Source organism: Streptomyces sp. NBC_01320, from assembly GCF_035974375.1.
Lineage (GTDB): Bacteria > Actinomycetota > Actinomycetes > Streptomycetales > Streptomycetaceae > Streptomyces > Streptomyces yanii.
In genome coordinates, this window is record NZ_CP108390.1 from 4,178,444 (window position 1) to 4,200,657 (window position 22,214).

22 protein-coding genes and 1 pseudogene are annotated in these 22,214 nt (G+C 69.9%); 12 read left to right on the top strand and 11 right to left on the bottom strand.

What is annotated here, in order from left to right:
* Nucleotides 1-33 precede the first annotated feature (33 nt).
* The gene (locus tag OG395_RS18890; protein WP_327244019.1) at nucleotides 34-1,032 is read left to right on the top strand and encodes a TAXI family TRAP transporter solute-binding subunit; all 999 of its coding nucleotides are present in this window, start codon (nucleotides 34-36) and stop codon (nucleotides 1,030-1,032) included.
* Between the two features lie 43 nt (nucleotides 1,033-1,075).
* Here the strand turns inward: OG395_RS18890 and OG395_RS18895 are convergent, their stop codons facing one another.
* Together OG395_RS18895 and OG395_RS18900 are read right to left on the bottom strand one after the other, a co-directional pair.
* Nucleotides 1,076-2,470, bottom strand: coding sequence for a sensor histidine kinase (locus OG395_RS18895; protein WP_327244020.1), 1,395 nt, complete (start codon nucleotides 2,468-2,470; stop codon nucleotides 1,076-1,078).
* A gap of 15 nt (nucleotides 2,471-2,485) precedes the next feature.
* Complete coding sequence (locus tag OG395_RS18900) at nucleotides 2,486-3,178, bottom strand: response regulator transcription factor (protein ID WP_327244021.1); 693 nt, start codon at nucleotides 3,176-3,178, stop codon at nucleotides 2,486-2,488.
* A gap of 340 nt (nucleotides 3,179-3,518) precedes the next feature.
* Between OG395_RS18900 and OG395_RS18905 the strand changes: the two genes are divergently transcribed.
* The 8 genes from OG395_RS18905 to OG395_RS18940 all read left to right on the top strand — a co-directional run bounded on the left by OG395_RS18905 (nucleotide 3,519) and on the right by OG395_RS18940 (nucleotide 9,789).
* Nucleotides 3,519-4,304, top strand: a complete 786-nt coding sequence (locus tag OG395_RS18905) for an amino acid ABC transporter ATP-binding protein (protein WP_327244022.1) — start codon at nucleotides 3,519-3,521, stop codon at nucleotides 4,302-4,304.
* Nucleotides 4,305-4,355: 51 nt separating this feature from the next.
* Nucleotides 4,356-5,198: a glutamate ABC transporter substrate-binding protein gene (locus tag OG395_RS18910; RefSeq protein ID WP_327244023.1), complete on the top strand. Its 843-nt coding sequence runs from the start codon at nucleotides 4,356-4,358 to the stop codon at nucleotides 5,196-5,198.
* 75 nt (nucleotides 5,199-5,273) lie between these two features.
* Entirely contained in the window at nucleotides 5,274-5,939 is a 666-nt protein-coding gene (locus OG395_RS18915) for an amino acid ABC transporter permease (protein ID WP_327244024.1), read from the top strand.
* Nucleotides 5,936-6,847, top strand: coding sequence for an amino acid ABC transporter permease (locus OG395_RS18920; protein ID WP_327244025.1), 912 nt, complete (start codon nucleotides 5,936-5,938; stop codon nucleotides 6,845-6,847). Before OG395_RS18915 ends, OG395_RS18920 begins: the two co-directional genes overlap by 4 nt.
* 176 nt (nucleotides 6,848-7,023) lie before the next feature.
* Nucleotides 7,024-8,640 (top strand): FAD-dependent monooxygenase, encoded by a 1,617-nt coding sequence (locus tag OG395_RS18925; protein WP_327244026.1) that lies wholly within the window; start codon nucleotides 7,024-7,026, stop codon nucleotides 8,638-8,640.
* A gap of 48 nt (nucleotides 8,641-8,688) precedes the next feature.
* Entirely contained in the window at nucleotides 8,689-8,760 is a 72-nt protein-coding gene (locus tag OG395_RS18930) for a putative leader peptide (protein WP_327249380.1), read from the top strand.
* 73 nt (nucleotides 8,761-8,833) lie between these two features.
* Nucleotides 8,834-9,385, top strand: a complete 552-nt coding sequence (locus OG395_RS18935) for a cysteine dioxygenase (RefSeq protein WP_327244027.1) — start codon at nucleotides 8,834-8,836, stop codon at nucleotides 9,383-9,385.
* A complete protein-coding gene (locus OG395_RS18940) occupies nucleotides 9,382-9,789 on the top strand; it encodes a rhodanese-like domain-containing protein (protein WP_327244028.1) in 408 nt (135 codons plus the stop codon). The genes OG395_RS18935 and OG395_RS18940 overlap by 4 nt, the downstream gene beginning before the upstream one ends.
* Before the next feature lie 61 nt (nucleotides 9,790-9,850).
* Here OG395_RS18940 and OG395_RS18945 read toward each other — a convergent pair whose 3' ends face one another.
* Both OG395_RS18945 and OG395_RS18950 read right to left on the bottom strand, forming a co-directional pair.
* Nucleotides 9,851-12,412 (bottom strand): FtsX-like permease family protein, encoded by a 2,562-nt coding sequence (locus OG395_RS18945; RefSeq protein WP_327244029.1) that lies wholly within the window; start codon nucleotides 12,410-12,412, stop codon nucleotides 9,851-9,853.
* Nucleotides 12,409-13,020, bottom strand: a complete 612-nt coding sequence (locus OG395_RS18950) for an ArsR/SmtB family transcription factor (protein ID WP_327244030.1) — start codon at nucleotides 13,018-13,020, stop codon at nucleotides 12,409-12,411. The genes OG395_RS18945 and OG395_RS18950 overlap by 4 nt, the downstream gene beginning before the upstream one ends.
* 230 nt (nucleotides 13,021-13,250) lie before the next feature.
* Here OG395_RS18950 and OG395_RS18955 point away from each other — a divergent pair, with 230 nt between their 5' ends.
* On the top strand, nucleotides 13,251-13,889 hold the full coding sequence (locus OG395_RS18955) for a DUF6197 family protein (protein ID WP_327244031.1): 639 nt from the start codon (nucleotides 13,251-13,253) through the stop codon (nucleotides 13,887-13,889).
* A 145-nt stretch (nucleotides 13,890-14,034) separates the two neighbouring features.
* Here the strand turns inward: OG395_RS18955 and recX are convergent, their stop codons facing one another.
* Both recX and recA read right to left on the bottom strand, forming a co-directional pair.
* A complete protein-coding gene (gene recX / locus OG395_RS18960) occupies nucleotides 14,035-14,757 on the bottom strand; it encodes a recombination regulator RecX (protein ID WP_327244032.1) in 723 nt (240 codons plus the stop codon).
* A gap of 3 nt (nucleotides 14,758-14,760) precedes the next feature.
* Nucleotides 14,761-15,891 carry a recombinase RecA gene (recA, locus tag OG395_RS18965; RefSeq protein WP_327244033.1) on the bottom strand — a complete coding sequence of 377 codons (1,131 nt, stop codon included), beginning with the start codon at nucleotides 15,889-15,891 and terminating at the stop codon, nucleotides 14,761-14,763.
* A gap of 267 nt (nucleotides 15,892-16,158) precedes the next feature.
* Between recA and OG395_RS18970 the strand changes: the two are divergent.
* Nucleotides 16,159-17,064 (top strand): annotated as a pseudogene (locus OG395_RS18970) (SDR family oxidoreductase); the annotation flags it as partial.
* 103 nt (nucleotides 17,065-17,167) lie between these two features.
* On the opposite strand, the gene OG395_RS18975 reads toward OG395_RS18970, so the two are convergent.
* Both OG395_RS18975 and OG395_RS18980 read right to left on the bottom strand, forming a co-directional pair.
* Nucleotides 17,168-18,334 (bottom strand): AI-2E family transporter, encoded by a 1,167-nt coding sequence (locus OG395_RS18975; RefSeq protein WP_327249381.1) that lies wholly within the window; start codon nucleotides 18,332-18,334, stop codon nucleotides 17,168-17,170.
* A 186-nt stretch (nucleotides 18,335-18,520) separates the two neighbouring features.
* Nucleotides 18,521-18,715, bottom strand: a complete 195-nt coding sequence (locus OG395_RS18980; RefSeq protein ID WP_266980825.1) for a DUF3046 domain-containing protein — start codon at nucleotides 18,713-18,715, stop codon at nucleotides 18,521-18,523.
* A 79-nt stretch (nucleotides 18,716-18,794) separates the two neighbouring features.
* Here OG395_RS18980 and OG395_RS18985 point away from each other — a divergent pair, with 79 nt between their 5' ends.
* Nucleotides 18,795-19,709 carry a hypothetical protein gene (locus OG395_RS18985; RefSeq protein WP_327244034.1) on the top strand — a complete coding sequence of 305 codons (915 nt, stop codon included), beginning with the start codon at nucleotides 18,795-18,797 and terminating at the stop codon, nucleotides 19,707-19,709.
* A gap of 480 nt (nucleotides 19,710-20,189) precedes the next feature.
* Here OG395_RS18985 and OG395_RS18990 read toward each other — a convergent pair whose 3' ends face one another.
* From OG395_RS18990 to OG395_RS19000, 3 genes are read right to left on the bottom strand one after another with little or no spacing between them, the layout of a single operon-like run.
* Nucleotides 20,190-20,495, bottom strand: coding sequence for an AzlD domain-containing protein (locus OG395_RS18990; RefSeq protein ID WP_266980829.1), 306 nt, complete (start codon nucleotides 20,493-20,495; stop codon nucleotides 20,190-20,192).
* Entirely contained in the window at nucleotides 20,492-21,304 is an 813-nt protein-coding gene (locus OG395_RS18995) for an AzlC family ABC transporter permease (protein WP_442818575.1), read from the bottom strand. Before OG395_RS18995 ends, OG395_RS18990 begins: the two co-directional genes overlap by 4 nt.
* A gap of 10 nt (nucleotides 21,305-21,314) precedes the next feature.
* Nucleotides 21,315-22,208 carry an AraC family transcriptional regulator gene (locus OG395_RS19000; protein WP_327244035.1) on the bottom strand — a complete coding sequence of 298 codons (894 nt, stop codon included), beginning with the start codon at nucleotides 22,206-22,208 and terminating at the stop codon, nucleotides 21,315-21,317.
* Between the last annotated feature and the right edge of the window lie 6 nt (nucleotides 22,209-22,214).

Below are 22,214 nucleotides of genomic sequence, written 5' to 3' on the forward strand. Positions count from 1 at the left end.
CCATCACGAGGAGCGAGCTGGCAGGATCGCGCCATGCTCCACGCACTGTCCCGTATCGGCCGCCGACGCACTCTTCAGGGGGGCGCCGCCGTTGCCGTCGTTCTCGGGCTGCTGCTGTGGTGGGTGCTGCCGCTCGGGGATCCGCCGCCGAGCGGATCGCTGACCTTCAGCACGGGGGTGCGCAGCGGGGTCTACCACCGCTACGGCGAGCGGCTCAGGGGAGCGCTCGCCAAGGACCTGCCCATGGTCTCGATACGGCTGCAGACCAGCGAGGGCTCCCAGCAGAACATCGAGCGGGTGGCGACCGGGAAGGCCGACTTCACCATCGCCACGACCGATGCCCTCTCCACATATCTACGGGACGGCAAGGCAGGGGCCGACCGGCTGCGCGGCTGCGTCCGGCTGTACGACGACTACATCCAGCTGGTGGTGCCCCGGGACTCGGACGTGCAGACCGTCTCGGATCTCGCCGGCAAGCGGATCGGGGTGGGGCAGAAGGGTTCGGGCGTGCGGTTGGTCGCCGACCGGCTGATGACCGCCGCGGGTCTTGATCCGACGCACGGCATCACTCCGGTCCCGGCCGGGATCGACACGATGCCGACGCAGTTGCAGAACGGTCTTCTCGATGGCTTCTTCTGGTCCGGCGGGCTGCCGACCACCGCTGTGCAGGAGCTGTCGGACCGCTTCCCGATCAGGCTGGTGCCCCTGGAGGCATCGCTGATCAAGCGGCTGCGGGCCGGGGGCGGCCCCACCCGCTACTACCGCTCGGCCGTGATGCCCGCCGACGCGTACCGCAGCGCCCAGCAGGAATCGGCCATCACGACGGTGGCCGTCGCCAACGTGCTGGTCACCACGGACCGCACGGATCCGGCGATGACCGAGGCGTTCACCCGGACGGTGATCGACAGCCGGGACCGCATCGGAAGCGAGGTGCATGCGGCGCAGCTGGTGGATCTGCGGACGGCGATCTACACCGATCCGCTGGAACTGCACGACGGGGCCAGACGCTACTACCGGTCGGTCAAGCCCTGACGCACTCCGTCGGGGTGCGCCGTCGCGGGACCCGGTACCGGAGTCAGTCGCTCGGACCGTTGCGCGGAACCGCCACCGTCACCCGCAGCCCGTGTGGCTCGTGCGGGGCATAGGAAAGAGAGCCGCCGCCCGCGGCGAGCAGTGCGTGGGAGATGGAGAGCCCGAGACCGGACCCCTGCACGTTCTGGTGCTGGGCGCTGCGCCAGAAGCGGTCGCCGATCCGCTCCAGCTCCTCATCGGTCAGCCCCGGGCCGCGGTCGGCGACGGCCACGGTGACGGTGTCGCGGCCGGCCGCGACGGTGACACGGACCTCTTCACCGGCGGGGGTGAACTTGCACGCGTTGTCGATGACGGCGTCGAGGGCGCTGGACAGCGCGATGGGATCCGCCCAGGCTGTCACGGCGGATGCCCCGTCGGCCGTCAGCCGTACACCGTTCTCCTCCGCGAACGGGCGCCAGGAAGCCACCCGTTCCGCGGTGAGCGCGCCTATGTCGGTGAGCTGGAGGTCGGCCGCGGCGTGCTCGGCCAGCGCCAGGTCCAGCAGGTCGTCCAGGACCTGCCCGAGGCGCTTTCCCTCCATGCGGACGGAGGCGATCTCCTCGTTCCCCTCGGGGAGTTCGAGGGCGAGGAGCTCGATGCGCAGCAGCAGTGCGGCGAGGGGGTTGCGCAGTTGATGCGAGGCGTCGGCGACGAAAGCGCGCTGCTGCTCCAGCACTTCCTCGACGTTGTCGGCCATTTCGTTGAACGAACGGGCCAGGCGTCTGAGTTCCGGCGGCCCTCCCGATGCCACCACCCTGGACCGCATCCGGCCGCTGGCGATGTCGTGGGCCGCCGCGTCCAGGGTCTGGACGGGCAGCAGGACCCAGCCGGTGAGCCGGATCGCGGCGCCGACGGCCACCAACATGGCGACCACCTCGCCCGCCGCGATCAGCAGCCAGCCGCGCAGCGTGCGGGTGCGCATCTCGCCGGTGGGCGAGTCGAGAACGACGACGGCGACCACATCGCCGTCCCGTACGACGGGCGAGGCGACGACGACCCGGCCGCGCTGCCAGGGCCAGACCTGCGGCGGATCATGACTGCGTCGCCCGAGGAGCGCCTCCCTGAACGCCTCGCGGCCCGCCCCCACGAAAGGGAGCCGCCAGTCGGCCGGTGCCTTCGCCATGGCGGTGTCGTCGCGGTAGAAGACGCCGGCCCGGATTCCGTACACCGAGTCGTACATCTCCAGCTCCGACTGGAGCACGCGGCGCCGTTCGTCGTTGCTGCCGGTCGGTTCCGTGACGAACTGGGCCAGTGCGGCGAAGCGCGCCGTGTCGTCGATGCGGTCGATCACCACACTCTGCTGCTGGGCGGCGGCCACGCTCACGGCCAGCGGAAAGCCGAGCGCGAGCAGCACGGCCGCCATGAGGACGATGAGCAGAGGGAGAAGACGGGTACGCACCGGGGACGTACGCCTTTACGCGGACGGGGCGACGAGCCGGTAGCCGACCCCGCGCACGGTCTCGATCAGTGCGGGCAGCCGCAGCTTGGAACGCAGGGACGCGACATGCACTTCGAGCGTGCGCCCCGTTCCCTCCCAACTCGTGCGCCACACCTCGCTGATGATCTGCTCCCGGCGGAACACCACACCGGGGCGCTGGGCGAGGAGCGCGAGCAGATCGAACTCCTTGCGGGTGAGCTGGACTTCGGCGCCGTCGACACTGACCCTGCGGGTCGGCAGCTCGATGTGGACATGACCGAGGCGCAGGGCGGCGACGGGCGTCTGCACCGTGTCCTCCCCGGCCGACTTGCGTCTGCTGACCGCATGGATACGCGCGAGGAGTTCACCGGTGTCGTACGGCTTGACGACGTAGTCGTCCGCTCCGAGGTTGAGGCCGTGGATCCGCGACCGGACATCGGCCCGCGCGGTCACCATGATCACGGGGATGGAACAGCGCTTGCGGATCTTCCCGCAGACCTCGTAACCGTCCTGGTCGGGCAGTCCGAGGTCGAGGAGCACGACGCCGAAGGGCTCTGTGTCCGCCGGCAGCAGGGCCTTCAGGGCCTCCTCGCCGCTGCGCGCGTGCACGACCTGGATGCCGTGCCGGGCGAGCACCGCGGACAGGGCGGCCGCCACATGGTTGTCGTCCTCGACGAGCAGCAGCCTCATGGCCCTCCTCCCTCTCCGCTTTCGCCTCGTGGTGCAGGCTTCCCGCACTCCCCGGTGACTGTCCATCTTCCCGGTACTTCCCCGTACCGAGGTGTTTCACGTCATCACGTACCAGGGCATCCACTCCGATGACCGGTACGTCAGTCAAGGGCCCACCTATTACATCGGGGTTTCCGTTATGCACCCGGTACGCCCCCGGTACCTCTCCCGCCGTCCCGTTCACGCGGAGTGTCCGGTTGCCGCCGGATCGTTATGCTCAATTTCCGCTCAGATGTAATGACGGTGGTCGCACTGCGTCACTAAGGTCCTTCCCAACCGAGGAGGACGGAGCAAAAAGCCGATGAGCGGAGTTTCAGTGACCAAGGCCGCCGAGGATGCCGTACCCGCGGCGAACGACCTTGTCGTACTGAGCAACGTCAACAAGCACTTCGGCGCGCTGCATGTGCTCCAGGACATCGACCTGACCATCGCACGGGGCGAGGTCGTGGTTGTGATCGGGCCTTCCGGGTCCGGAAAGTCCACGCTGTGCCGCACGATCAACCGCTTGGAGACGATCGACTCGGGCGCGATATCGATCGACGGCAAGCCGTTGCCCGAGGAGGGCAAGGAGCTGGCCAGGCTGCGTGCCGATGTCGGCATGGTCTTCCAGTCGTTCAATCTCTTCGCACACAAGACGGTGCTCGAAAACGTGATGCTGGGGCAGCTCAAGGTCCGCAAGGCGGACAAGACGGCTGCCGAGGAGAAGGCGCGTTCGCTGCTCGACCGGGTGGGCGTGGCGACGCAGGCCGACAAGTACCCCTCGCAGCTCTCCGGAGGCCAGCAGCAACGTGTGGCCATCGCACGGGCGTTGGCGATGGACCCCAAGGTCATGCTCTTCGACGAGCCGACGTCCGCGCTCGACCCGGAGATGATCAATGAGGTGCTGGAAGTCATGCAGCAGCTCGCCCGGGACGGCATGACCATGGTCGTCGTCACCCACGAAATGGGCTTCGCGCGCTCGGCGGCGAACCGTGTCGTCTTCATGGCGGACGGGAAGATCGTCGAAGAGGCGGCGCCCGACCAGTTCTTCAGCAACCCGCGCAGTGACCGGGCCAAGGACTTCCTTTCGAAGATCCTGCACCACTGATTTCCGGATCAGCTGTTCACTCACATCGCGTCAACTCTAGGGAAGTTCACCATGCAGCTTCGTAAGGTCACCGCCGCATCGGCCGCCGTGCTCGCGCTCGCCCTCACCGCCACCGCCTGTGGCTCCTCCGACGACAAGGGCGGCGACTCGGCCGGCGGCAGCAAGAAGATCACCATCGGCATCAAGATCGACCAGCCCGGTATCGGTCTGAAGACGCCCGACGGCAAGTACACCGGTTTCGACGTCGATGTCGCCACGTACATCGCCAAGGAACTCGGTTACGACGCCAAGGACATCACCTTCAAGGAGACCAAGAGCGCCGACCGCGAGACGGCGATCGAGCGCGGGGACGTCAAGTTCATCGCCGCCTCCTACTCGATCAACGACGAGCGTCTGCAGAAGGTCGACTTCGCGGGCCCGTACCTGCTGGCGCACCAGGACATCCTGGTCCGTGCCGACGACGACTCGATCAAGTCGCCGGAGGACCTGAACAAGAAGAAGCTGTGTTCGGTCACCGGCTCGACCTCGGCGCAGAACGTCAAGGACAAGCTGGCCCCGAAGGCCGACCTCCAGGAGTTCGGCGGATACTCGGAGTGCCTGACCGGCCTGGAGAACAAGGTCGTCGACGCGCTGACCACCGACGACTCCATCCTGGCCGGTTTCGCCTCGCAGAAGGACTTCCAGGGCAAGTTCAAGCTGGCCGGCTTCGGAATGAGCAACGAGAACTACGGCATCGGCCTGAAGAAGGGCGACGCCGACCTCAAGAAGAAGATCAACGACGCGCTCACCAAGATGGTCTCGGACGGTTCCTGGGACGAGGCCGTGAAGGCCAACTTCGGTCCGGCGAACTACAAGAACGAGCCCGCCCCGAAGATCGGCAACATCGTCAAGTGAAGCAGGGCTGACCGGGCGCGCCGTCCCTGAACGGCGGCGCGCCATGCCCTCCTACACGCGGAAGCGCGGGAGATCGTGTTCGACTTTCTTGAAGGTTACGACCTGTTGGGGGCCTTCTGGGTGACGGTGCAGCTCACCGTCTACTCCGCTCTCGGCTCCCTCATATGGGGAACGCTGCTGACCGGCATGAAGGTCAGCCCGGTCCCCCTGATGCGCGGCTTCGCCACCGCCTATGTGAACGTGGTCCGGAACATTCCGCTGACCGTGATCATCGTGTGCTCGTCGTTGGGCCTCTACCAAACCCTGAGCATCACCCTCGGCGCCAGCGGTTCCAAGGACATCAACTTCCGGCTCGCGGTGCTCGCCCTGATCGCCTACACCTCCGCCTTCGTGTGCGAGGCACTGCGCTCCGGCATCAACACCGTCCCGGTCGGCCAGGCCGAGGCGGCACGTGCCCTCGGTCTGAGCTTCACCCAGGTGCTGCGGCTGATCGTCCTCCCGCAGGCGTTCCGCGCGGTCGTCAACCCGCTGTCCAATGTGCTGATCGCGCTGACGAAGAACACCACGGTCGCCTCCGCGATCGGAGTCGCCGAAGCCTCGTACCTGATGAAGGGCATGATCGAGGCCGAGGCCCAGCTGATCCTGATCGCCGCGGTCTTCGCGCTCGGCTTCATCGTTCTGACCCTCCCGACCGGCCTGATCCTCGGCTGGGTGAGCAAGAAGGTGGCGGTGAAGCGATGACTTCCGTCCTCTACGACGCCCAGGGACCGCGCGCCAAGCAGCGCAACATCCTGTACACGGTGCTGTTCGTGCTGTGCGCCGCGGCGGTGGTGTGGTGGGTGTACCTCGGCCTCGCCGAGAAGCACCAGCTCGACTGGATCAAGTGGAAGCCCTTCTTCACCAGCTCTCAGCCCTGGGCGACGTACATCTGGCCGGGCCTCCAGAACACGCTCAAGGCGGCGTTCTTCGCGCTGATCATCGCACTGCCGCTCGGCGCCCTGTTCGGCATCGGCCGACTCTCCGACCATCGATGGGTGCGGATGCCGGCCGGTGCGGTGGTGGAGTTCTTCCGCGCCATCCCGGTGCTGATCCTGATGATCACCGCGAATGCGGTGTACTCCGAGTACACGAACATCAGCAGCGACTCGCGGCCGCTGTACGCCGTGGTCACGGGCCTGGTCCTCTACAACGCCTCGGTGCTCGCCGAGATCGTGCGCGCCGGCATCCACTCCCTTCCGCAGGGCCAGACGGACGCGGCCAAGGCGATCGGCATGCGCAAGGGCCAGATCATGGTGTTCGTGCTGCTGCCGCAGGCGGTGACGGCCATGCTGCCGGCGATCGTCAGCCAGCTGGTCGTCATCGTGAAGGACACCGCACTCGGTGGCGCCATGATGACCTTCCCCGAGCTGCTGGCCTCGATCCGCCCGATGAGCGCGAACTACGGTGCGAACACCATTGCGTGCTTCACGATCGTCGCCCTTCTCTACGTCGTGGTGAACTTCGCGCTCACCTCGTTCGCGAGCTGGCTGGAAGGCCGGCTGCGGCGCGGGAAGAAGAGCACGGGCGCCGCGGTCGGTTCCGCACCTGGCGGCGGGCTTGAGACCATCGGTGCGCCGGCGCTCAAAATCGGTGACGGAAGCGCTGTCTGACGGTTCGTCGGTAATCTCTGCGCAGGGGCGCCGGTGCATGCACCGGCGCCCCTCGCCGTGCTCGGGTGTCACTTGACGCAAGCACCGGCAGTGGGTTGCATACGTTCTGTGATCGCCGACCGAGCCCCCGCTTCCGCTTCCACTCCTCCGACCGCACGGGCCCAGGGAGTCGCGCCGTGGACCCGGTGATCGTCGTCGGCGCCGGGCCCGTCGGCCTGACGCTGTCGCTCGCACTCGCCGCGCAGGGCGTTCCCTCCGTCGTCCTCGACGAGGATCCGGGGAGGGACGAGACCCGTCCCGCCCGGACGGTGGTGCTGCGCGAGGACACTGCGGCCCTGGTGGAGCGGCTCGGGTGCAAGGCGCTCCGGGACGAGGGCGCCCGCTGGACGGGCTGGCGCTCCATGCGCCGCAAGCAGCTGGTACGCGAACTGCGCCTCGGCGAGGACTCCCCGCACGGTGATCCGCTCCCGGCCCCGCTCCATCTGCCCCAGCACGCCCTGATGCGCGGGCTGCGGGCCGCGGTCGCCGGGCAGGAGCTGGTGCACATGGCGCCGCTCAGCCGGATCGACACCCTTGAGCAGGATCCGGCCGGGGTCACGGTGCACACCAGGGAACCCGATTCAACCTGGTGGCGCGGGAGTTACCTGGTCGGCTGCGACGGCGCCAGATCCACCGTCCGCAAGCTCCTGGACATCAGGTTCCCGGGGCGCACAGCGGTGGAGCGGCACGCCGTCGCCGCGCTGCGCACCGATCTGCCCTGGCCCGGCGAGGCCGTGCTGCACCGGCTGCCACCGTGGCGCACCGGGGGCGCCGAGGTCACCGCGCGCCCGCTGCCGGACGGTGCGTGGCGGCTGGACTGGCTGCTCCCGCCACGCGGCGAGCTCGTCACCCCCGACGCCCTGATCACCCGGGTGCGGGACACTCTCGCGGGCTGGTGCGGCGGCGAGACCCCGCCGTACGAACTGCTGGACACGGGCGTGCACACGCTGCATCACCGGCTGGCCCGGCGATGGCGGGTCCAGCGGGCGTTCCTTGCCGGGGACGCCGCCCATCTGCTCGGTGCACTCGGTACGCAGGGGCTCGACGAAGGGCTGCGGGACGCCGAGAACCTGGCCTGGAAGCTGGCACAGGCCTGGCATCACGGCGCCTCCGACGTGCTGCTCGACAGTTACCAGGCGGAGCGCCGGGCCGCGGTCGCCTCCCGGCTGCGCGCGGCGGACCAGTCGCTGCCGATACTGCGCGGCGGCGGAGGACTGCGGACCATCGTCCCAGGGAGCGCACGGGGGCACGATTCACTGCTGGCCGACGGTCATTTGGGGTGCGGCCCACTGGGTGCGCCCCCCTCATACTCGTACTCCCCCCTTGCGCCTGCGCACGCGGAGGCGCACACATCTGTGGGTACGCCCCCGGGCGCGCCGGTCGACGATGTACGGGTGACGGCGCCCGACGGCACGACCGTACGGCTGCGCGAGCGGCTGGGGCGGGGCCGTCTGCTGGTCGTGCTGGTCGCCCCTGGGACCGGGGTGTGGGACCGGCGCCACTGGTTGACCGCGGGGGTGATGCCCCGGCTCGTCGAGTCGGTCGACGCCCTGCCGGTGAGGGGGGAGCTGCTGGTGACCGAGGCCTACCCGGGCGCCCCCGCCCATACCGTGCTGCTGATCAGGCCGGACGGACATCTGGTGGCATCGTTCGGCGGGGTCCGGCCCGCGGAACTCTTCGCGGCGGCGGACGCTGCGCGCGGCGGTGCCCCACGTGCCTCCGCACGCTCCGACCGGACCGCAGACATCAATTGACCCCCACAGGCGGCACGTGGTGTACTCCGAAATGTGACCGACACCGATGTGCGCATGTGGCGGAGGGTCTATATGGACCTCGTCCGCTATTCGGGCTGCGTGTGTCGTCCGTCCTGCTGAATCGCCTCTCCCTGCCGCGGCGCGCGCTCTGTCGCACGCCGGGCATCACTCGCGAACTCTCAGGACGGTCCCTGTGTCTGCCTATCCCCCACCTTCTGTACGCACGCCTTCTGCCGGCCCGGACTCCGGTGCCGGTCCCACGGCTGCGGAACTGCTCGACTTCGTCCGTCGTACGGCGGCGGACGCAGGTCTGATCGCCTCGCTCCCCCTTGATCCCGAGGGCCGCACCTGGGTCCGGCTCGACGGACCCGGCGGCAGCGAGGCGTGGCTGATCGGCTGGCCGCCGCGCACCGGCACCGGCTGGCACGACCACGCCGACTCGATCGGCGCCTTCACCACCGCAGCCGGCACGCTCAAGGAGCATTCGCTCGCGGTCAGACTGCCCGCCGACGGCTGGAAGACCCTCGAACTGGCCGAAGGTGTCGACCGGACCCGGCAGTTGGCGGCCGGCCGCGGCAGGGCGTTCGGGCAGCACCATGTGCACGAGGTGCTGAACGAATCCGGCACCGAGCACGCTGTCTCGGTCCATGCGTACTACCCGCCACTGCCCCAGATCCGGCGCTACAGCCGCACCGGTGCGCTACTCCGTCTCGAGCACATCGAACGCCCGGAGGACTGGCAGTGAGCGACAGGCGCACCAACGGTGCGGAGCGGGTGGGAATCGACGAACTGCTGGAGCGGGTCCGGGCCGGGTACGACCGCATCGGCCCGCACGAGGCGATCGCCGCCGCGGCGGACGGCGCCCTGCTGGTGGACATCCGCTACGCGGCGCTGCGCGAGCGGGACGGGCTGATTCCGGGGGCGCTGGTCGTCGAGCGCAACGAGCTGGAGTGGCGGCTCGACCCACAGGGCAGCCATCGCGCGCCGGAGGCGGTCAGCCACGATCTGCGGGTGGTGGTGGTCTGCAACGAGGGGTACGCGTCGAGTCTCGCGGTCGCGTCCCTGAGGCAGTTGGGGCTGCACCGGGCGACGGATCTGATCGGCGGGTTCCAGGCCTGGCGGGCGGCGGGCCTGCCGGTCGGCGCCTGACCGGTGGCGGGCCCGGCCGCGCTGCGCTCTGCGCTGTTCCGCCCGCCACCGGCCGGCGGTGTCACTGCCTGGACGTCGCCACCTCCACCGGGCTGACCTTGAGTGCCAGCCGGCCGGGCAGCGCCGTGGCGACGAGTGCCAGCAGTGCGGCTGCGCCCACCACGGACGCGTACACCGACGGCAGGACGGTGGGCGCCGCACTGCCGGTCATGCCGATGCTGAAGGCGGTCAGCACGGCGAGGGCGATGCCGGTGCCGAGGACGGCGGCGATCAGCAGAACCGACAGGGCTTCGATACGGAGCATCCGCAGAACCTGGCGTCGAGTGGCACCGGCCAGCCGGAGCATGGCGAACTCCCGGATCCGCTCGGACACCGACATGGCGAGCGTGTTGACGACCGCGATCGCGGTGAAGGCGAGGACCAGGCCCATGGCCAGATAGTTGACCTCTGCGTTCTGCTGCTGCCGGTCCGCGTGGAGCCGGTCGGCGGTGGCAGGGGCGAGCACGGCGATGCCGGGGAACTTCTGCAGTGCGGCGGCGAGCCGACTGCGGTCGCTGTCTCCGGCGACCAGGACCGTGGCGGCGAGGGGGTTGTCCATGTGACGGGCGACCAGATCGTGGGGCAGGGTCAGATCGCCGAAACCGAGGCCGCGGGTGTAGACCGCGGCGACGGTGAGGGTGGTGGGTGTGCCGTCGCCGAGGTGCGCTTTCAGCTCGCTGCCGGCGTGCAGCCCCAGCTGTTCGGCGGCGAGTTCACTGATCGCGGCGGTGCCGGGACGGGCGGCGAAACCGGCGAGCGAGCCGCTGGTCACCTCGGGGTCCCAGGTGTGGGCTAGGCCGGCCTGGGTGACGCCCTGAGCCGTGAACTTCTCGAGGCCGACCCTGACCGTGGTCCGTACGACCTCGGTGACGGCCGTCACGCCCTGCGTCCTGCGCACGGTCTCGGCGGCGGCGGACGGGACTCCGGGCCCCTGGGAGGAGAGGACCCACGTGGCGCGGGTTCCTTCGCGGGCCTGGGTGCGGGCGGCGTCACCGAGGGTCGGCTGGACGAAGAGAACCGTGCAGGTCATCGCGATGAGAAGAGTGAGCGGGGTGACGACGGCGGCCATCCGGGTGGAGTTTCCACGGATGTTCGCGGTGGCCAGCGTGCCCCCGGAACCGGCAGGCCGGAGCGGGCCCGCGAGCAGTGCCGCCGCCGCCTTGACGAGAAGCGGTCCGAGCAGCGACACGGCCGTGGCCAGTACCACGACGGCCAGGAAGGTGACGGGGGTCGAGGCCGCCTCGGTACGCAGGCTGCCGAGTACGGCGACGAGCGCTCCGCCGCCCGCGAGCAGCACCAGACCTGCGGCGATCCGGACCGCGGCCGGCCGCTCGCGCTCGACCGTGGACTCGGCCATGGCCTCGGCAGGGCGGATACGGGCGATCCTGCGACCGGAGATCCTGGCGGCTGCCCAGGCGCCGAGGAGGGTGACGGCGAGGGCGGCGAGGACCGGGAAGATGCCCGCGGTGCGTTCCAGCGACGGTGGGATCGCACCCCTGTCGATGAATCGACTGTGGAGCCAGCCGGCGAGCGGCAGTCCGGCGAGCGAGCCCAGCACGCCGGCCACGGCCCCGACGACCAGCGCCTCACGCCCGAGAAGACGGCGGACCTGGCGCGGTGTGGCGGCAATGGCACGCAGCAGGGCCAGTTCTCGGTGGCGCTGCTGGATGGAGAGCGCAAAGGTGCCGACGACCACGAGGATCGCGACGAGGAGTGAGGTGCCACCCATCGCACCGCCCATGGAAACGAGTTTGATCCTGGCGCCCGCGGCATCCAGGAACTCGACGGGGCCGCGGCCATCTCCTGTGGAGACCCGCGCGGTGGTGCTCCCGAGCGCCTGCTCCACGTGCCGCTTCAGCCGGTGGAGGTCCGTGCCCGGCGCGGGCAACACACCGAGGGCGGTGACCTGGCCGGGACGGGCGGAGAGGCGGGCGGCCTCGGCACCGGAGAAGAAAAGGGACGTCTGCTGCCGGAGGTCGCCGCGGTGGGCCGGGGCCGCGACACCGCTGATGCGGTACGGGCGGGGAACGCCGGTGGACTGCACGGTGAGCCGGTCTCCGGGCTTCAGGCCGGTCCGCTCGGCGAGACTCCGGTCGATCACCACGTCGTCGGCGGAGACGGGGGGACGGCCTGCGGTGAGAGCGAAGGGAGTGAGGGAGGCGGAGGCCCAGGAGTGTCCGTACGAGGGCCTGGAGGATGTGGCGGGCTTACCGGTGGACTGGGCAACGGGCACGGCGAGGAAGGTGAGTTCGGGGACCACCTCGCGTACACCGTCCACGTTCCGGATCCGGTCCGCGGTGGCTGCGGGGAGCCAGGCGCGCTCAGCGACGGGTTTCGCCTTGTGCTTGACCTTCGTCTTCCCGTTGCCCTTGTGCTTGACGGTGGTCCGGTGCACATTCTGGTCGGCGGAGACGATGAGCGGAGCTGCGGCATAGCGCTCGGTCTCGATCCGTCCGCGCAGGCCGGTCTCCAGGAGCGTGCCGCAGGCGGTGACAAGGGCAGCGGCGCACATCAGAGCCAACAGGGCGCCGACGAACCCGCCTTTGCGGTCTCGGATCGTCTGCAGGGCGTAGCGCAGCATCATGATGCGTCCGTCTCTCTCGTGTCGTTGTCGGCCGCAAGGGGCGGGGCCGGGAAGGCGAGCAGCCGGGTGTGGACCGTGCGGGCGCCCGGCGGAGTGTCGGCGTCGGACCGCTTGTAGCGGTTCATGAGCGCGATGTACTCCTCGAAGAACGCGCGGAGCTCGGGGAGCGTGAGCCGGATGGCGCCGCGCGAGTACGGGAACGCGTCGGCCCACTCGCCCCGTTCGCCGCCGTCGCGCTGAAGCTGCTCGAAGAGAGCGAGGTCGGCGGCGTATGCGTGGCGGTTCAGTTCGTCCATGGCGAGCCGCACCTCGGGGCTCTGGCGGGACCGGGGCGGGAAGCGTCGGTCGCCGGGAACGGCCCGCCACCACCTCGCCCGACGCCCGTCCGGCTCCTCGGCCGGGATGTCCTCCACGAAGCCGTACCTGGCCAGTTCACGCAGGTGGTAGCTGGTGGCCCCGGTGTTCAGCCCGAGGGCGCGGGCAAGGATCGCGGACGTCGCGGGGCCGTGCAGGGTGAGGTGCTGAAGGATGTGCTGCCGCCTCGGCTGTGCGAGCGCTCCGAGAGCGGCCAGCTCTGTGATGTCGGTGCCACCGGACTTCTCTGCCATGCGTCACACACTGCTCTGTGCACAGATACCTGGGCACTGGAGCGCGTCGGCGTCTTCGTACGGGGGTTTTCCCCCGGCAGTCGCTGTCCTGACTCCCCTCGGAACCGCTCCGGAGCCGATCGGGATCCGACCCGACACGCACCCGAATGGCCCACCCCGGTGGAGCACATTCACTACAAGGCAGACATTCACCTCATACAAGGGACCGATATGACGGAGATGCCACACAGATGCCGACCGCCGCCCTCACGCCCGACCAGCTCGACCGTCAGGCCGCCCGCCTCCATGACACGGACGCCTGGCAGCAGATCGTCACGGGCTGGGACATCACCATCCCCGAACCGGTACGTTCCGCCTCATCCGACTCCGTGCAGCACCCGGCGGACCGGCATCCGGCCGACTGGCGCGATCTGCTGTCCGTGCCCGTCGATCAGCTGATCGCCGAATCGGTCCGCTCCGTGCCCCCGGCCGCCCCGCGCGAGCGCCCCCTCCCCGGGCGCGTCGGTGCGATCCTCCCCGATCGGTTCCACAGCTGGCGCCGCATCGGGCAGCCCGAACTGCGGCCCTCCACCCACCTCGCCTACGCACGGCAGATCCTGACCGAGTGGGGCTGGCAGAACACCCCGTACCGGCTGCGGAACGCCCGCGGCGCCCGGTGCGTCTGCGGCGCCCTTCTCACCGCACACCGCCTGGGCTACGGCTCCCTCGACACCGTGGACCGGGCCGGCGCCTGGATCGTCGCCGAGCTTCGCTCGCAGGGCTGGACCGACCTGATCGGCCCCTGGAACCGACACCCCGGCCGCACCGCGGCGGATGCTGTGGCCCTGCTCGACGCCACCATCCGCCGCGCCTCACATGCCGGACAGTGACCGCCGCGCCTCCCCCGACCCGCAGCAACGTCAGCGTGCACACCGTCACTGTGCATGCCCCCTGCGTGCAACGCCCGCGCCGTGTACATCCGCTGCGTGCACGCCGCCTGTGCGCACATCCCCGCACATACCGATAGGGACGCCGTCAGAACGGCTCGTCCAGGCCTTCCGTGTCCTCGCCCTCTGCTTCGAGTGCCTGGCGCACCACGCGCAGAGCCATCCCCTCCCCGTACCCCTTGCGCGCGAGCATGCCCGCAAGGCGGCGCAGCCGCTTGTCGCGGTCCAGTCCGCGAGTGGAGCGGAGTTTGCGCGCGACGAGCTCGCGGGCCGTCTCCTCCTCCTGCTCGGAGTCGAGCTGCCCGACGGCCTCATCGATCACCGTCGAGTCCACCCCCTTGGTGCGCAGCTCCCGGACGAGAGCCCGGCGGGCCAGCCCCCTGCCGTGGTGCCGGGACTCCACCCAGGCGTCCGCGAACGCCGCGTCGTCGATCAGTCCGACGTCCTCGAAACGCGACAGCACCTCTTCGGCTGCCTCGTCCGGGATCTCCCGCTTACGCAACGCATCCGCAAGCTGCTTGCGGGTGCGCGGAGTCCCGGTGAGGAGCCGCAGACAGATATTGCGCGCCTGCTCGACCGGGTCTCGCGGCTCCCCCTTCTCGGCCCTCGACGAGGAAGGGGAGCCGCTGTTCCTGGAGCGGGAGCGGGCACGACGGCCCGCGCCCTCGCCGAATCCGCCGCTCGAGCCGGTGCCGTAACCGGCCTCCGGTCCGCATGCGGACTCGGACGCGGAATCGTCCGTGCGCCCGGCGGCTCCTGGGCCGAGACCGACGCCGACGGCGCTGTCCAGCCACTCCGTACGACGCGTCACGGTCTAGCTCTTGGCCGCCGCAGCCTTGGCCGGCTTGGCCTTGCCGGCCGGAGCGGGCACCGACTTCGCGCCGTCGGCCGGAGCCGCAGCGCCGCCCGCCGCGTCCGCACCGGGCTCGGCGCTCAGAGCCGCTTCCGGCCTGACGCCGATGCCCAGCTTTTCGAGAATCTTCTTCTCGATCTCATTGGCGAGGTCGGGGTTGTCCTTGAGGAAGTTACGGGCGTTCTCCTTGCCCTGGCCGAGCTGGTCGCCCTCGTACGTGTACCAGGCGCCCGCCTTGCGCACGAAGCCGTGCTCCACGCCCATGTCGATCAGACCGCCCTCGCGGCTGATGCCCTGGCCGTAGAGGATGTCGAACTCGGCCTGCTTGAACGGCGGAGCGACCTTGTTCTTGACGACCTTGACGCGGGTGCGGTTGCCGACCGCGTCGGTGCCGTCCTTCAGCGTCTCGATGCGGCGGATGTCGAGGCGCACCGATGCGTAGAACTTCAGCGCCCGGCCACCGGTCGTGGTCTCCGGGGAGCCGAACATCACACCGATCTTCTCGCGGAGCTGGTTGATGAAGATCGCGGTGGTCTTGGACTGGTTGAGCGCGCTGGTGATCTTGCGGAGCGCCTGGCTCATCAGACGGGCCTGCAGACCCACGTGCGAGTCACCCATCTCACCCTCGATCTCCGCGCGCGGCACGAGCGCCGCGACGGAGTCGATGACGATCAGGTCGAGAGCGCCCGAGCGGACCAGCATGTCCACGATCTCGAGCGCCTGCTCACCGTTGTCCGGCTGGGACAGGATGAGGTTGTCGATGTCGACGCCGAGCTTCTTCGCGTACTCGGGGTCGAGGGCGTGCTCCGCGTCGATGAAGGCCACCGAGCCGCCGAGCCGCTGCGCATTCGCCACGGCGTGCAGCGTCAGCGTCGTCTTGCCGGAGGACTCCGGCCCGTAGACCTCCACCACACGGCCGCGCGGCAGTCCGCCGACGCCGAGGGCGACGTCGAGTGCGGTCGACCCGGTGGGGATCACCTCGATGGGCTCGTTCGGCCGCTCACCGAGGCGCATCACCGCGCCCTTGCCGAATTGCCGTTCAATCTGTGCGAGTGCGGCGTCCAGCGCCTTCTCGCGGTCGGTTCCTGCCATGGGTTCCACCCGATTTGCTTGAGTCGATCGCTTCACGTCAAAGACGCTAACCCCTGCCACTGACAATGGGCCTCGACGTCCTCCCGGCCTGTGGACAACTCCACGGTCGGGCCCGGGAAAACCCGGCCGGAATCCCATGAGAATGGATGTTCGATTTCAGTGTCAAGCGCACCGCGCCGGACCGGCCCGCCCCCAGAGTAGCGCCCTAGCATCACGCATTCAGGGAGTCAAGGAGACGTGGTCGACCTCATGCCAGATTCCGGCCACATGGGGACATCACCGGCAGAAAGAGTGGCCCTGGTCGCCGACGCCACGCGCGGTGCGGGCCGAGGCATCGCCGTTCAGCCGGGAGCGGTCGGAGCGACTGTCTACGTGACGGGGCGGACGACCGGGACCCAACGGTCGGAGATGAACCGTCCGGAGACCATCGACGAGACCGCGGCTCTCGTGGACGAGGCGGGCGGCCACGGGATCCCGGTGCGGGTGGACCATCTCGGTCCCTCGGAGGTCTGCGCACTCGTGGCGTGCATCCGGCGGGACCACGGCTGCCTGCACGTTCTCGTGAACGACAGCTGGGGAACGGAGATCGAGTGGGGCAAATCGGTCTGGGAGTCCTCCCTGGACACCGGCCTGCACACCCTGCGCCTTGCCGTCGACACCCACGCCATCACCAGCCACTACGCGCTTCCGCTCCTCATCGAGCAACCAGGGGGCTGGTCGTCGAGGTGACCGACGGAACCGGCGAGTACGACGCCGCCACCTACCGGGTCTCCTTCTTCTACGGCCTGGCCAAGGCATCGGTGAACCGGATGGCGTTCGCCCTGGCGCAGGAACTGAAGCCGCACGGTGCGACCGCCGTGTCACTCACGCCCGGCCGGCTGCGCTCCGAGGCCATGCTCGATGCCTACGGCGTCACCGAGGCGAACCGGCGCGACGCGATCGCCTGCGCGCCGCATTTCGCCATCTCCGAGAGTCCCGCATTCGTCGGCCGGGCCGTGGCCGCGCTCGCGCAGGACCCGGAGGTCGCACGCTGGAACGGACAGTCGTTGTCCAGCGGACAGTTGGCGCAGGTCTACGGCTTCACCGCCCTCGACGGCCGGTCGCCCCGACGCCTGGAGGTACGTCCCCGACGTCCAGGACGCGGGCCTGCCGGCCGACGTGGCGGGCTATCGCCGAGCCCACCCGCGGACCGCACCCGAACGCCCCCGCAACCCACGCGCTCCCGCACCGCACGCGCCACACAACCTGCCGGACCACCTGCCGTCCGGTTCCCGATTCAGGCCCGCGGACCCGGGACGTTCGGCCGCTCGGCATCCGCGTCACCGTCGTTCCCCGGAGCCCTGGTCGTCACGCGCCGCAGTGAGAGCACCGACTCCCCGCGCCGCCACAGATGCCGGCCGTGCACCCGTGGGTCGTCCGTCACGTCGTAGCGCTTCACATAGGCGCCGAGGAACGCCTGCAGCGTGGCGACGGCCGGGATCGCGATGAGCGCGCCCACGGCGCCCATCAGAGCCGTACCGGCGATGACCGAGCCGAAGGCGACCGCCGGATGGATGTCCACGGTCTTCGAGGTGAGCTTGGGCTGCAACACATAGTTCTCGAACTGCTGGTAGATCACGACGAATCCGAGCACCCACAGGGCGTACCAGGGGTCGACGGTGAACGCGATCAGCATCGGCAGGGCGCCTGCCAGATACGTACCGATCGTGGGAATGAACTGCGAGACGAGACCGACCCAGACCGCGAGCGCCGGGGCGTACGGCACACCGAGGATCACCAGCAGGATGTAGTGCGCGATCCCGGAGATGAGCGCCATCAGTCCGCGCGAGTAGAGATAACCGCCGGTCTTGTCGACCGCGATCTCCCAGGCCCTCAGCACTTCGGCCTGCCGGGTGGGCGGCAGCACGGAGCACAGGGCGCGGCGCAGCCGGGGACCGTCGGCCGCGAAGTAGAACGAGAACAGGAAGATCGTCAGCAGCCGGAAGAGCCCGCCGAGCACGGTGGTCGAGACGTCGAGCACACCTGTCGCGCTGTTCTGGACGTACTTCTGCAGCCAGTCGGAGTGCAGCAGGCTGTCCTGAACCTCGACCCGGGAGAGATCGGTGCGGAAATTCTGGTTGATCCAGTTGATCACCGAGTCGAGGTATTTGGGGAACTCATCGACCATGTCGACGATCTGGCCCGCGAGCATCGAGCCGAGCAGCACGACGAACCCGGCGCCGGCGACCAGCACCACGAGGAAGACCAGGAAGGTGGCCAGACCGCGGCGCATACCGCGCGCCGACATCCGGCTCACCGCAGGCTCTATCGCGAGCGCCAGGAAGAAGGCGATCAGGATATTGATCAAAAGCCCGATGAGCTGGTCGAACGCCCAACTGCCGAGCCGGAAGCAGGCGTAGAGCGCCAGGGCGAGAACCATGGCTCGCGGCAGCCACGCGGGCATTCGGGCCGACCCACTGCCGGAAGGCGGGGCCGTCGGTGGCGCGGCCGGCGGGGCGGGCGGGGTCAGGGGCGGCTGGGTCTGGGCTGTCTCGTCTGTCGGTGCCACGCATCCAGTCTCGCCTACGGCTGTGGCAGCCGGCCGCCCACCCCGGGAACAGCCGAGGTCCAGCGATGGGCGGGTACGGCGTCAGCGTTTGTCGGCGGGAATGCCGACCGCCGTGCAGACACCGCGCCAGACGTCCTTCGCTTCCCAGCCGTCGGCCAGCGCCTGGTGCACCGTACGCCCGCCGAGCTCGGCCATCACATGATCGCGCGCAAAGGAGTCGGCGTACCCCGCACCGAAGTGGTCCGCCATCCGTTCCCAGAAAATCGTCAACCGCATGACTTCAGTATCCCGCCGCTGAGAGTGCAGCCGGGCCGCTACGCCTCGTCGAGAGCGCTTACCGGCCTACGGTCGGTCCATGGCCGGAACAGGAGCAAGCCCCCTCAAGCGTGCCGAGCAGTTCATCTGGCTCACGGCCCGCGTCCTCGAACAGCGGCGGTTCGCCCATCACTTCCTGGGCGGGAGCGCGGACGCGGTGGAGACCGCGCTCGCCGCATATCTCAATGAGGACGGCGGATACGGTCACGCACTCGAACCGGATCTGCGGGGCCCCGTCAGCCAGCCGCTGCACACCGCCCATGCGCTCAATGTCCTGGACTCCATCGGGCGCTGCAGCGGCCTGCGGGTGGAGCGGATCTGCCGCTTCCTGACCGCTGTGTCGGCCAAGGAGGGGGCGCTGCCCGCGCTCCTCCCCTCGCAGCGCGGCTATCCGGCCGCGCCGTTCATCCCGATCGTCGACGACCCTGCGGCCCAGTTGCTGGCCACCGGCCCCGTAGTCGGACTGCTGCACCGCAACGCGGTGTGGCACGCCTGGCTGTTCCGGGCCACGGACTTCTGCTGGGCGGCGGTCGACGCGCTGGAGAAGTCGCATCCGTACGAGATCGAAGCCGCGGTCGCCTTCCTCGACGGTGCTCCGGACCGGGCACGGGCGGAGGCCGCGGCGGACCGCCTCGGGCGGCTGGTACGGGAACAGCGGCTGGCCGTACTGGATCCGGAGCGACGTGCGGAGTACCCGGTGGCGGCGGGCTACGCGCCGGGCGAGCAGCATTTCCCGTACGACTACGCCCGTACTCCCGAATCGCTCGCCCGCAATTGGTTCACCGACGAAGAGCTGGAACGCTCGCTCGACCATCTGGCGGCGGAGCAGCAGGCGGACGGCGGCTGGCCGGTGAACTGGCGGCAGTGGGCACCGGGCACCGCCCTGGAGGGCCGCCCCCTGGTGACGCTGAAGGCGCTGCTGACGCTGCGGGCCCACGGCCGCAGCGTCGGCTGAGACCGGGTGGCGCGGTCCCTTCCGACACCGTCGTCATGCGGCGGACGCGCCGTCGGGCCCCGAGGGAGGTGGAGCTGTGCAACAGCAGGGCAGCGCCACAGTGGCTGCGGGGACCGGGGCGCGACGGACGGGATTCGAGGAGTACGTCGTCCGGGCAGCTGGGTCCGGACGGCAGCCCGCGCACCCGCGCCGCCGCCCGCAGGATCTCCAGGGCCGTGCGGGACGCCTCCGGGACCGCTGCCATGGCACGGCGGCACCCCTCGCCTCGACACGACAGGCCCGGGTCGGCCGAGCCCGGTGTGCTGCTGGGCGCCCCGGCCTTCGCCCAGGTGCCGGCCGGCGTCCCTGTCGCCGCTGGTCACGACCGGGTGGTCGATCGTGCACCGAGACAGCGCCGACGACGGACGGCGCAAGGGACTCAGTGGGCCGAGCCCCTTGCACGTTGCCTGTCCGAGCACACTGTCTGCCCGGCCAGGTTGTCTATCCGAGCGCGCGCACCCCGGCCGTGACGACGACGGCAGCTCCCACGACCACCAGGAAGGGTGCGCGCAGCACCAGGGCGAGTGCGGCGGCAGCGAGCCCCGCACCCCGGGCGTCGAGCACCAGCTGCTGTCCGTTCCCGAAGGTCTGCTGCGCCGTGAGGGCCGCCAGGAGCGCCACCGGCAGGAGCGCGGCAAGACGCTGCACGAGCGGGCGTTCCAGTGCCCCTGCGGGGACCAGCAGTCCCAGCAGCTTCGCGAGGTAGCAGCCGACGGCGGTGAGAGCGATCGCTATCCATACGTTCATCGGGCGTCCTCCGCCGTGGTCGCGTCCTTGGCCGGTCTCTCAGTGGCGGACGCCTTCCTGCGCCCCATCAGGAAGAGGACGGCAGGTGCGGCGAGCGCGGCGAGCAGCACGGGTACGCCTGCGGGCAGCATGGGCAGCGCCCCCAGGACGAGCAGGACGGCGAGAGCGGCCGTGATGCGCTCCGTGGTGCTCTTCAGCATCGGAGCGAGCAGGGCGAGGAAGACGGCGGGGCTTGCCGCGTCCAGTCCCCAGGTGTCGGTGTCGCCTAGCGCCTCGGCGCCCAGCGCCCCCAGCAGTGTGGTCAGATTCCACAACACGTACAGGGTGAGCCCGGTGACGGTGAAGCCGATCCGTGCGGCTCGCCGGGTGGGTTGCGGCAGCGTCACCGCGGTCGTCTCGTCGATGACCCAGTGGGCGGCGAGCGGTCGCACGGCGCGCGGGAGAGCGAGCAGCTGTGACAGCCGCAGACCGTAGAAGGCGTTGCGTACGCCGAGAAAGAACGCACCGGCGGCGGCGGTGTACGGGTTTCCGCCTGCGGCAAGGGCGCCCACCAGCGCGAACTGCGAGGCGCCGGTGAAGACGAGGAGGCTGAGCGCGCAGGTCTGTAGCAGGCTCAGGCCGGAGCCCGCCGAGGTGACACCGAAGGCGAAGCCGGACAGGCCCACCGCGATACCGACGCCGAGCGCGTCGCGGATGACGGCCGCGTCCGGCTTCGCCTCGCCGACGGCGGCAATGCCGTCGGCGGTGACGCCGTCGGCGGTCTCGGATGTCTCGCCGAGTCTCTCTGAGGATGCTGTCTGTTCTGGCACGTCCGGAACGCTACGCGGACGAACCAGGACCGGTCTTGTACGTTCTTGCGCGTTCGCGCTGGTAGGCGCCGGGCGGCACCCCCACGATCCGGGTGAAATGACGGTTGAGGTGCGGCTGATCGGTGAAGCCGACCTCTGCCGCCGCGTCCGCCGGCGCGATGCCCGCATCGAGCATCCGCCGCGCGCGCCGCACCCGGGCATCGGTGAGCCAGGTGTGCGGCGGCATCCCGTACTGCTTCTTGAACGCACGCAGCAGGGCGAAGGGGCTGGTGCCGAGCTCGGCGGCCAACGTCTCCAGTGTCGGCGGCTCGGCCATACGACTCTCCAGCACCGCACGCGCCCGCTCCGCGTCCCGGGCGCCGGCCGACCGGGGAGCACGGGCGGGCAGCGCGCTGCCGTGGCGGCTGAGCAGCCGCGCGACCATGATCCGCAGCATGCTGTCGGCGGCGAGCGCATTGCCCTCCTCGGCCGCCCGGTGCACCTCGCCGATGAGCCGGGCCGCCTCCGGGTCCAGGACGCTGGTCTCGGCGAAGCCGACCGTGCCGCGCAGCCGCGTCGTATCGGCCGCGATGTCGTTGATCACCTGCGCGGACGGGTACAGCGTGGCGTACACCCAGCCTTCGGGGGCCCCGGCCCGGGCGGTGTGCGGCACCTCCGGATTGATCATGACGACGGCGCCGGGACCCGCGTGCACGGTGCCGCCGGGCAGCCCGACGTCCTCGATGCCCCGGGTGATGGTGCCGAAGACATAGCCCTCGTGGCTGTGGCGCGGGAAGGTGTGGCGGACGTACCGGGCGCGCAGAAGATCGAGGTCGGGCAGTTCCGCGTACTGCCAGTACCTCGCCCACTCCCCCGCAACCGAAGCCGAATCCGGGGCCGTCCCCAGGACCGATCGTGCCGCCATACCCGG

Bases quoted from the DNA above. Each gene is read 5' to 3' on its own strand.
- OG395_RS18900 (WP_327244021.1), bottom strand. From the start codon at position 3,178: ATGAGGCTGCTGCTCGTCGAGGACGACAACCATGTGGCGGCCGCCCTG.
- OG395_RS18985 (WP_327244034.1), top strand. From the start codon at position 18,795: ATGGCCGGAACAGGAGCAAGCCCCCTCAAGCGTGCCGAGCAGTTCATC.
- OG395_RS18950 (WP_327244030.1), bottom strand. From the start codon at position 13,020: ATGGCAGAGAAGTCCGGTGGCACCGACATCACAGAGCTGGCCGCTCTC.
- recA (WP_327244033.1), bottom strand. From the start codon at position 15,891: ATGGCAGGAACCGACCGCGAGAAGGCGCTGGACGCCGCACTCGCACAG.
- OG395_RS18975 (WP_327249381.1), bottom strand. From the start codon at position 18,334: ATGCCCGCGTGGCTGCCGCGAGCCATGGTTCTCGCCCTGGCGCTCTAC.
- OG395_RS19000 (WP_327244035.1), bottom strand. From the start codon at position 22,208: ATGGCGGCACGATCGGTCCTGGGGACGGCCCCGGATTCGGCTTCGGTT.
- OG395_RS18980 (WP_266980825.1), bottom strand. From the start codon at position 18,715: ATGCGGTTGACGATTTTCTGGGAACGGATGGCGGACCACTTCGGTGCG.
- OG395_RS18990 (WP_266980829.1), bottom strand. From the start codon at position 20,495: ATGAACGTATGGATAGCGATCGCTCTCACCGCCGTCGGCTGCTACCTC.
- OG395_RS18890 (WP_327244019.1), top strand. From the start codon at position 34: ATGCTCCACGCACTGTCCCGTATCGGCCGCCGACGCACTCTTCAGGGG.
- OG395_RS18955 (WP_327244031.1), top strand. From the start codon at position 13,251: ATGCCGACCGCCGCCCTCACGCCCGACCAGCTCGACCGTCAGGCCGCC.
- OG395_RS18920 (WP_327244025.1), top strand. From the start codon at position 5,936: ATGACTTCCGTCCTCTACGACGCCCAGGGACCGCGCGCCAAGCAGCGC.
- OG395_RS18910 (WP_327244023.1), top strand. From the start codon at position 4,356: ATGCAGCTTCGTAAGGTCACCGCCGCATCGGCCGCCGTGCTCGCGCTC.
- OG395_RS18945 (WP_327244029.1), bottom strand. From the start codon at position 12,412: ATGATGCTGCGCTACGCCCTGCAGACGATCCGAGACCGCAAAGGCGGG.
- OG395_RS18905 (WP_327244022.1), top strand. From the start codon at position 3,519: ATGAGCGGAGTTTCAGTGACCAAGGCCGCCGAGGATGCCGTACCCGCG.